Annotated in this window: 8 protein-coding genes and 2 pseudogenes; 6 read left to right on the top strand and 4 right to left on the bottom strand. The window is 62.4% G+C overall.

All coding sequences use genetic code 11. The features are described 5' to 3' along the window. Positions 1–77 precede the first annotated feature (77 nt). The 6 genes from HUK65_RS19210 to chrA all read left to right on the top strand — a co-directional run bounded on the left by HUK65_RS19210 (position 78) and on the right by chrA (position 6082). Positions 78–380, top strand: coding sequence for a hypothetical protein (locus tag HUK65_RS19210; RefSeq protein ID WP_407692442.1), 303 nt, complete (start codon positions 78–80; stop codon positions 378–380). 245 nt (positions 381–625) lie between these two features. Then, on the top strand, positions 626–1747 hold the full coding sequence (locus tag HUK65_RS17550; RefSeq protein WP_179907564.1) for a sulfate/molybdate ABC transporter ATP-binding protein: 1122 nt from the start codon (positions 626–628) through the stop codon (positions 1745–1747). Beyond that, the gene (locus HUK65_RS17545; protein ID WP_179907563.1) at positions 1744–2736 is read left to right on the top strand and encodes a sulfate ABC transporter substrate-binding protein; all 993 of its coding nucleotides are present in this window, start codon (positions 1744–1746) and stop codon (positions 2734–2736) included. Before HUK65_RS17550 ends, HUK65_RS17545 begins: the two co-directional genes overlap by 4 nt. Positions 2737–2740: 4 nt before the next feature. Beyond that, complete coding sequence (gene cysT / locus HUK65_RS17540) at positions 2741–3613, top strand: sulfate ABC transporter permease subunit CysT (protein WP_179907562.1); 873 nt, start codon at positions 2741–2743, stop codon at positions 3611–3613. Continuing rightward, entirely contained in the window at positions 3610–4452 is an 843-nt protein-coding gene (cysW, locus tag HUK65_RS17535) for a sulfate ABC transporter permease subunit CysW (RefSeq protein WP_179907561.1), read from the top strand. Before cysT ends, cysW begins: the two co-directional genes overlap by 4 nt. Positions 4453–4714: 262 nt before the next feature. Further along, positions 4715–6082, top strand: a complete 1368-nt coding sequence (chrA, locus tag HUK65_RS17530) for a chromate efflux transporter (RefSeq protein WP_179907560.1) — start codon at positions 4715–4717, stop codon at positions 6080–6082. Between the two features lie 15 nt (positions 6083–6097). Here chrA and HUK65_RS17525 read toward each other — a convergent pair. The 4 genes and pseudogenes from HUK65_RS17525 to HUK65_RS17515 form a co-directional block, all read right to left on the bottom strand. After that, positions 6098–6199: pseudogene (locus HUK65_RS17525) on the bottom strand (IS5/IS1182 family transposase); the annotation flags it as partial. 8 nt (positions 6200–6207) lie between these two features. Further along, positions 6208–6313 (bottom strand): annotated as a pseudogene (locus HUK65_RS17520) (IS5/IS1182 family transposase); the annotation flags it as partial. Between the two features lie 101 nt (positions 6314–6414). Then, entirely contained in the window at positions 6415–6705 is a 291-nt protein-coding gene (locus HUK65_RS19290; RefSeq protein WP_456095395.1) for a transposase, read from the bottom strand. Positions 6706–6775: 70 nt separating this feature from the next. Further along, positions 6776–7360: a hypothetical protein gene (locus HUK65_RS17515; protein WP_179907559.1), complete on the bottom strand. Its 585-nt coding sequence runs from the start codon at positions 7358–7360 to the stop codon at positions 6776–6778. Positions 7361–8320 lie beyond the last annotated feature (960 nt).

Genomic DNA, 8320 nt, shown 5'->3' with positions numbered 1-8320 from the left:
GCAGATGTCGGAGCGTCTCATGCCCAAGGTATGACACACCCTGCAGCCGTTGGGAATCTTGCGTCAGGTGACGAACAATAGATCCACTGCATCTTTATCTGAGCATGGTCGGTTCTGCCTATTTCCTTTGCTCCAATGGGCACACTCTCAACCATATCTGGCAGACTGATGTCGTTGACCCGTCCTGGCAGGATGCGCATCGCGCCCTCGGGGCCGAGATGCTGCGCCCCTTGCCAACGACGCGCGCGCCAGGGTCCTGCACCCTGACGGAACTGCGCTGCGGGGGATCAGCGCAATCGGGCCCGTCAGCCGGTGCGTATCCTCGTAGATCACAGAGATTCCAGACATCCGCGTTCAGACAGAATGGCTGTCCGGGATAGCGCTCTGTCAGGAATAGAATTCGGAATGATTGAGCATAGGCCGAGTAATAAGGAACACTTTCCGGCTGTTTCCGCGGAATTCCACCTCACGTTCTCAGAAAGCCGGGTCCGTACAAATCCTGTCGCGCGGCATGTCGTAACGAAGGAATACCCGTCACCCCGGGGCACGAGATGTCAGGGGCAGTCGGCTTGCCCTGCGCAAAAACCCTCCTTAACTCAGCGGCTTGGTTGAGAAAGGCGCATTCATGTCAATCAGCATCTCAGGGCTGACCAAACAGTTCGGGCAAACGGATGTTCTGCGCGGGATCGATCTGGGCGTCGAAAAGGGCGAACTGGTCGCGCTGCTGGGTCCTTCGGGCTCGGGCAAGACCACGCTTTTGAAGATCATCGCGGGGCTGGAATGGCCCGATGCCGGGCGGTTGGTGGTGGACGGGGCCGACTGGCTGCAACTGGCCGCACAGGACCGACGCATCGGCTTCGTGTTCCAGCACTACGCCCTCTTCCCACACATGAGCGTGCGCGACAATCTGGCCTTCGGGCTGACAGTCCGGCCGCGATCTGAGCGGCCGGGCAAGGCGGTTATCGCCGCGAAGGTCGAGGAGCTGTTGCATTTCCTGCAGATTGCCCATCTGGCCGACCGCTATCCGACCCAGCTTTCCGGTGGCCAGCGCCAGCGGGTCGCATTGGGCCGCGCACTGGCGATCGAACCCAAAGTGCTGCTGCTGGACGAGCCCTTCGGCGCGCTTGATGCCGCGATCCGGCGCGACCTGCGGCGCTGGCTGCGTGGCGTACATGAGGCGACAGGCTCCACCACCATCTTCGTCACCCATGACCAGGAAGAGGCGTTCGAGCTGGCTGATCGTGTCGTGGTAATGGGCGAGGGCCGGATCGAGCAGATCGGCCATGCCGATGCGATCCACGACCACCCCGCCACCCAATTCGTCGCGCGGTTCATGGGGGCCACGGTGGAGCTGCCCGTCACCCTGCAGGCCGGTCGGGCCGAGGGGAAGGGGCTGGACCTGACCGCCCTGCCGCGCCGCGCGCTGCCCGATGGCGCGGCCACGCTGTTCGTCCGGCCCGAAGACATAATGCCGGTGCCAACCACATCCTCGCCCTGGCGGATCGCCACCCGAACCTCCAACGGGGCGCATCTGCGCCTGATCCTGCGCCATGAGGACGGCAAAGAGGCCGAGGCCGATGTGCCCCGCCGCGCAGTTCAGGCTCAGACATTGATTGCCGACACGCCGGTACAGCTGAAAATCGAGGCCGGTACACTCTTTGCCACAGCTTCTACCCCGGCGCGACGCAGCGCGCGGCCCGCATCCCCCACTGTGTCCAGTCCTCAGAAACAGGAGACTTCCTCATGAAACGCCCGCTTCTTGCTGCTGTTCTGGCCCTGGGCCTTGCAGCCCCGGCGACCGCGCAGGACAGCCTGCTCAATACCAGCTATGACATCGCTCGCGAGTTGTTCGAAGCGCTGAATCCGGTCTTTGCCGACCATTGGCAGGAAACCACGGGCCGCAGCGTCACCATCGACATGAGCCATGGCGGCTCGTCGCGTCAGGCGCGGGCGATCCTTGAAGGGCTGAACGCCGATGTCGTGACCTTCAACCAGGAAACCGATATCGACGTTCTGGTGGATGGGGGGCTGGTGCCCGAAGACTGGCGCGACCTGCTGCCCAATGGCGCCTCGCCCTATTATTCGCTGCCCGCCTTTCTTGTGCGCGAAGGCAACCCGCTCGACATTCAGGACTGGGACGATCTGGCCCGCGCGGATGTCGAGGTTATCTTCCCCAACCCGCGCACCAGCGGCAATGCACGCTATACCTATCTTGCCGCCTTCGCCTATGGGCTCGAGCATAACGATGGCGACGAAGATGCGGCCGAAGCCTTCGTGAAGGAGATCTTCGATTCCGTGCCGGTGTTCGATACCGGCGGGCGCGGGGCCACGCAGACCTTTGCCGAACGCGGCATGGGCGATGTGCTGGTCACGTTCGAGGCGGAAACCGGCGGGATCGCCGAGGCCTATGAGGACCAGAATCTCGAGCGCGTGACGCCCTCGATCAGCCTGTTCGCCGCCTTTCCCGTCGCTGTCGTGGCCGAAGTGGCCGAGCGCAACGGCAACACCGAGGTCGCGAATGCCTATCTCGAATGGCTCTACACGCCCGAGGCACAGCGTATTCTGGCGGAACACTTCTATCGCGTCACTGACGAAGACGTGGAAGCAGAGTATTCCGACAGGCTCCCCGATGTCCAACTGGTCACAGCCGAGGACACCTTCGGCGGCTGGGAGGCGATCCAGCGCGACCACTTTGCCGAAGGCGCGCGGCTGGACCGCGTCTTCGTGAACCAGTGATGCGATGAGCACCGCACAGGCCGATCCGGGGGCGCCCAGCAGCGCCCCCATCCGCACCAAGCGCGTCCTGCCGGGGTTCACACTGAGCCTCGGCACAACGCTGCTGTATCTGACGCTGATCGTGTTGATCCCGGTGATCGCGCTGATCCTGAAGGGGGCCGAGATGGGCCCGGCGCGGTTCTGGGCCATCGTCAGTTCCCCGCGCGCGGTGGCGGCGTTCCAGATCACGCTGACTGCGGCGGTGATCGCCACGATCTTCAATGCGCTTTACGGCTTACTGATGGCCTGGGTGCTGGTGCGCTACGAGTTCCGGGGCAAGCGCATTCTGGATGCGCTGATGGATGTGCCCTTCGCGCTGCCCACGGCGGTGGCGGGCCTGTCGCTGACGGCGCTGTTTTCTGCTAATGGCTGGTTCGGGGCGGTGCTGCATCCCGCAGGTATACCCGTTGTTTACACCATCTGGGGCATCGCGCTGGCGATGGCCTTTACCTCGGTCCCCTTCGTCGTGCGCACCGTCCAGCCCGTGCTGGAAGATATGGACCCGGCGCTGGAAGAAGCCGCCGTCACGCTGGGCGCGCGACCCTGGACGATCTTCACCCGCGTCGTCTTTCCTGCCATCCTGCCGGCCTGGCTGGCGGGCTGCACCATCGCTTTCGCGCGTTCGCTGGGTGAGTTCGGCGCCATCGTCTTCATCGCGGGCAATCTGCCCTTCCGCACGGAAATCGCCGCACTCCTGGCCTTCATCCGGCTAGAGGAATTCGACTATAACGGCGCTGCAGCCATCGCGTTGGTGCTGCTGGTCTTCGCGCTGATCCTGCTGCTGGTCTCGAACCTCCTGCAATACTGGGCATCCCGCTACCGCGAGGGCAATCGATGAGCACGGTCGCATTGAACCATTTGCCCAGCCAGTCGCGGCTGCAATCCCGGCACGGTCAACGTGTGCTCATCGGCCTTGCCGTGGGGCTGACGCTGCTGTTCATCGTGGCCCCCATGGCCTATATCTTCGCCCGCGCCTTCTCGCGCGGGTGGGACGTGTATGTGGCCAACATCCTGCACCCTGTCACGCTGCATGCGATCTGGCTGACCACGATCACTGCGATCATCGTGGTGCCGATCAACGTCGCTTTCGGGATTGCCGCTGCATGGGCGGTGGCCAAGCATCGCTTTCCGGGGCGCGGTATCCTTGTCACGATCATTGAAATCCCGTTTTCGATATCGCCCATCATCGCCGGGGTCTGCTACCTGTTCCTTTACGGGCGGCAGGGGCTTCTGGGGCCGTGGCTGCAGGCCAATGACCTGCAGGTGATCTTCGCCCTGCCCGGCATCGTCCTGGTGACGATGTTCGTGACCGCGCCCTTTGTGGCGCGCGAGGTGCTGCCCCTGATGCAGGCGCAAGGGACCGAGCAGGAACAGGCGGCCGTGACGCTCGGCGCCTCTGGATGGCAGGTGTTCCGGCGGGTGACGCTGCCCAATATCAAATGGGCGCTGCTCTATGGCGCGGTCCTGTGCACCGCCCGCGCGGTGGGCGAGTTCGGCGGCGTGGCCGTCGTCTCGGGCAACATCCGCGGCCAGACCAACACCCTGCCGCTGCATGTCGAACTTCTGTTCAACGACCTCAACGCCGTGGGGGCCTTTGCGGCCGCTTCAACCCTCACGCTGATCGCCATTGTGGCCCTTGTGGTCAAGGCACTGCTTGAGAGCAGAAAGTCAGGCTGACATGGCCGCCCCCCCCCGCGATCGAGCGCGAGCGACTGAAACCCGCGCTGCCCTCACGTCCATCATTTCACGTGCTGGACCCGATCAGGCTTGCGCTTGAAGATCGGACCGCGCAGGGACATGCTGGCTGTCACGGAACGCAGCCCGGTGCCACCGTGAGGGTGTGACGCCGCCGGGACGTCACAGAACCGCTCTATGGCCGTGGGCAGGTTGCAACCGAGAAGTCCCGCAATCGGGCCACCAACACGCCAGAGGCAGAGTGATGCAGAACCGCGCCTATCCCACCATTTCCGAAGCCACCCGCATCTGGGCTCGTATCGGCCTCTTGAGCTTTGGCGGCCCGGCCGGGCAGATCGCGCTCATGCACCGTATCCTGGTCGAGGAACAGCGCTGGCTGGGTGAGAAGCGGTTCCTGCATGCGCTGAACTACTGCATGCTGCTTCCGGGGCCCGAGGCGATGCAACTGGCCGTCTATATCGGCTGGCTGATGCACCGCACCCTCGGCGGCATCATCGCGGGTGTCCTGTTCGTGCTGCCCGGGGTCGTCGCGATCATGGGCTTGAGCTGGATCTATGCGCTTTACGGCAATGTCGGCGCGGTCGAGGCGCTGTTCTTCGGGCTCAAGGCCGCCGTGCTGGCCATCGTGGTGCAGGCGGTCATCCGCATCGGTGCGCGCGCGCTGAAGAACAGCGCGATGATCGCCATCGCCGTCGCTTCGTTCATCGCGATCTTCGGGTTCGCCGTGCCGTTCCCGCTGATTATCCTTGCGGCGGGCATGATCGGTTTTCTTGGGGCCAGAGCGGGTGTATCCGCGTTTCATGGTGGCGGTGGACACGGCAAGGTCGGCAAGGTCGAGGTCGATGACGCCGATACGCTGCTGGGAGAGGAAACGCCTGATCACGCCGAGGTCAGCCGGGGCTATGCCTTCCGCGTCTCGGCGATCTTTCTCGTCCTCTGGCTGGCGCCGGTTGCGCTGTTGTTCATTGCACTCGGCCCGGCCAATGTCTTTGCCCAGATTGCCGGGTTCTTCAGCATCATGGCAGTGGTGACCTTTGGCGGCGCCTATGCGGTGCTGGCCTATGTCGCGCAGGAAGCGGTGCAGAATTTCGGCTGGCTGGCACCGGGCGAGATGCTCGACGGGCTGGGCATGGCAGAAACCACGCCGGGGCCGCTGATCATGGTCACGCAGTTCGTGGGCTTCATGGGCGCATTCCGCGAGGCAAGCGGCCTGTCGCCGCTCTGGGCCGCAACGCTGGGCGGGCTTTTGACGACCTGGGTGACCTTCACGCCCTGCTTCCTGTGGATATTTCTCGGCGCACCCTTCATCGAGCGTTTGCGCGACAACAAGGTGCTGACGGCGGCGCTGACGGCCATCACAGCCGCCGTGGTGGGGGTGATCCTGAACCTCGCTGTCTGGTTCGGGATGCATGTGGTGTTTGTTGAGGTCCGCACCATCACATCCCTCGGCCTCGACCTTGAGGTCCCGGTCTGGTCCACGATCAACGTTGCAGCGGCTGCCCTGGTGCTGGCTGCGCTTGTTGCCGTGTTCCGCTTCAAGCTTGGTCCAGTGACGGTCCTGGCTGGCTGCGCGCTTGCCGGCATCGCGCTCGCCGCACCCGGTTGGACCTGAGAAGGGCGGCTACCGCCGCACGATGATGGCGCTGTGGCAGCGGCGGGTGTCATAGGCGCCGTCTGCTGTCACGGTGCCGATGTCCTCGTCTTCGGGGATCTGGTCCAGCAGGTCCGGCTATGAGGCGGGCGCCCGGGACGACCCTCATGCGGGCGCGTGCCAGGCCATCTCCTTGTCCAGCCAGATCAGCAGTGACCTGCGCTTCCTGAGGGCAGCATTCGCGGGAGCCATCCATACACGGTCCGAGGCCGGGGGCGAACGCCAGATGCCGTGACGTGACGCTCCCAGTTTATCGGCCCCGTGGCGGCAGGGCATCGGCTGCGGTGCCTCGATCATGTCACGCGCCAGCGCAACCACCAGGCCGGGCGATGCACCCGGGCCAGAGGCGTCCCGCTGCGGCCCGACCATGTCGCTCCGCACTCCGAGCAGTGCCATCGCTGTGCGCTGGTTCTGGTTCGCCCCCACCGGGTCCGTGCGTCGCCCCCACAGCGCGGGCAGGACGCCGCTGGGCCGTCGGCATCGGCCCGCGCGTCGATCTCAAGGACGGCCTCCGCACGCTTGCGCGCATCGACAAAGAGGGCCTCGGCCTGGCGCAGCTCCTGCGGGGTCAGGCGGGCGAGCATGCGGCCGAATTCGGCCGGATCGAAGCGGCGCATGGCGGGTCTCTTCAGGCCGCGGAAGCATCAACATACCTCACTGACGCTCCAGAGCAAAGAGCGAACAACAACGGTTCGCTGACACTGCCAACTCGGCTGAAGAAAGACCCTTTGCCAATCTTGATGTCGAAATCGGCATTTTAAGAGTTGCATCGCATATTGCTGTGCGCTCGCGGCCAAAATCATCGCCACCAACCATATAGGAGCAGGCTACAATGACCATAAAGGGCGCGTTGGACCGATAGGCCAGAAGGACATCAACTGCGCTTTCAACATCTTCGAAGGCGTCAATATTGACAAGAATATGGGTGAAGCCGAGGAGATATTCAGACGCCTTATGCAGATGATCCACATTCGATATCGAATCTGTAGCATCCACGCCGATGGTACAAAGCCCGTGACTTATATCGCAAAGCTCATCGGCCTCAAAGCCAATCAACAAAACACGGGCGCGCTCCAAAGGATAGCAAGACATTGACTCTGCGGCTTTCGCATCCAGCCGCTCGACATCGCTTTCAGTGCAGGCGAGCCAAGCAGTGCGCGCTGAGGAACTGCTCCGCTTTGGTGCGGATTCTCTCGTGGACTGGTATTGGCAGTGGGTCAATTCAAGCCTTGGTCGCATACTGCACCTCATTTGATGATAGTCGCCCCATTGCATGTGCAAAGACAGGCATCTCTATTCCTAACTGTCGCCACCTACTCACTTACAAATTAAGCAAAAATCGATATGGTTTGATGGATGGGTGGACTATTCTCTCCAATCGTTCGATGCGATACTTGCAGTGTAATTTCAGCGGCGAAGTAATTCACCTCTGCTGCGCCCAGTAAAACAAGAACCAGAAAGAACACCCTGGAAGATTCGCGCGATCACAAACACATGTATTTGGCGTCACGTCCTCGAACATCTTTACGAACCAATTGCGCAGACGCTGCGTGCCGCATTTTTCCCCTATAGGATGATCTTGCCATCTGCGATTCAGGCCTCTCCTTCACACCAACCATGCCCAGACTGCATAGATGATCAAACCCCATGCAACGCAGCCCAGAAGCACTGACGGCAAAAGCCACCAAGCAGGCGGCATGCAACCATCTTGCTCGCCAGCCTCTTTGCCACGAAACTTAGCCGCATCTGCTGACCGTATCGACGAAGTACCCTGGCGGTCGTGCCCGCCCGGTTGATACGGATCCCTTGTGCGGGTGACCATTGCCTTCCCCTTTACGCCTTAGGGTTGAGCTTACTCAGCGGCAGGCGCGCTTCGCTATTGTCCTTATGGGAGATCAGTTGCGCAAAAGAGACCAACGCAGGGGAAGGGGTGTAAGTGAGGCTTGATGCAGATACATCGATGGACGCAGCGCAAGGCCCACTCCATACCCGGCTGTCCGGTACTCCTGAAATCAGTACGCATCCCGCACTTCATTCGTGTGCAAGCCCAGGCAGGTGGTCAATCACGCGCAGGCGAGCGGGGATGCCGAGTTCGAGGCGCTTTGGACAGGTTTCACGCAGTCTTAGAGGCCAATCGGAAATGAGTTGAGTGAATTCAGCAGGTTGTGATTCTGTTCAGTTGCGACACAGAACGGAGAT

The organism is Rhabdonatronobacter sediminivivens (assembly GCF_013415485.1).
Lineage (GTDB): Bacteria > Pseudomonadota > Alphaproteobacteria > Rhodobacterales > Rhodobacteraceae > Rhabdonatronobacter > Rhabdonatronobacter sediminivivens.
Note: the sequence above shows the minus strand (reverse complement) of the source record. Positions and strands in the feature narration are given on the sequence as shown.

What these genes read in the sequence shown, in the direction of transcription:
- HUK65_RS17550 (WP_179907564.1), top strand. Translation starts at nt 626, where the DNA reads ATGTCAATCAGCATCTCAGGGCTGACCAAACAGTTCGGGCAAACGGAT.
- cysT (WP_179907562.1), top strand. Translation starts at nt 2,741, where the DNA reads ATGAGCACCGCACAGGCCGATCCGGGGGCGCCCAGCAGCGCCCCCATC.
- chrA (WP_179907560.1), top strand. Translation starts at nt 4,715, where the DNA reads ATGCAGAACCGCGCCTATCCCACCATTTCCGAAGCCACCCGCATCTGG.
- HUK65_RS19290 (WP_456095395.1), bottom strand. Translation starts at nt 6,705, where the DNA reads ATGCTCGCCCGCCTGACCCCGCAGGAGCTGCGCCAGGCCGAGGCCCTC.
- cysW (WP_179907561.1), top strand. Translation starts at nt 3,610, where the DNA reads ATGAGCACGGTCGCATTGAACCATTTGCCCAGCCAGTCGCGGCTGCAA.
- HUK65_RS17515 (WP_179907559.1), bottom strand. Translation starts at nt 7,360, where the DNA reads ATGCGACCAAGGCTTGAATTGACCCACTGCCAATACCAGTCCACGAGA.
- HUK65_RS17545 (WP_179907563.1), top strand. Translation starts at nt 1,744, where the DNA reads ATGAAACGCCCGCTTCTTGCTGCTGTTCTGGCCCTGGGCCTTGCAGCC.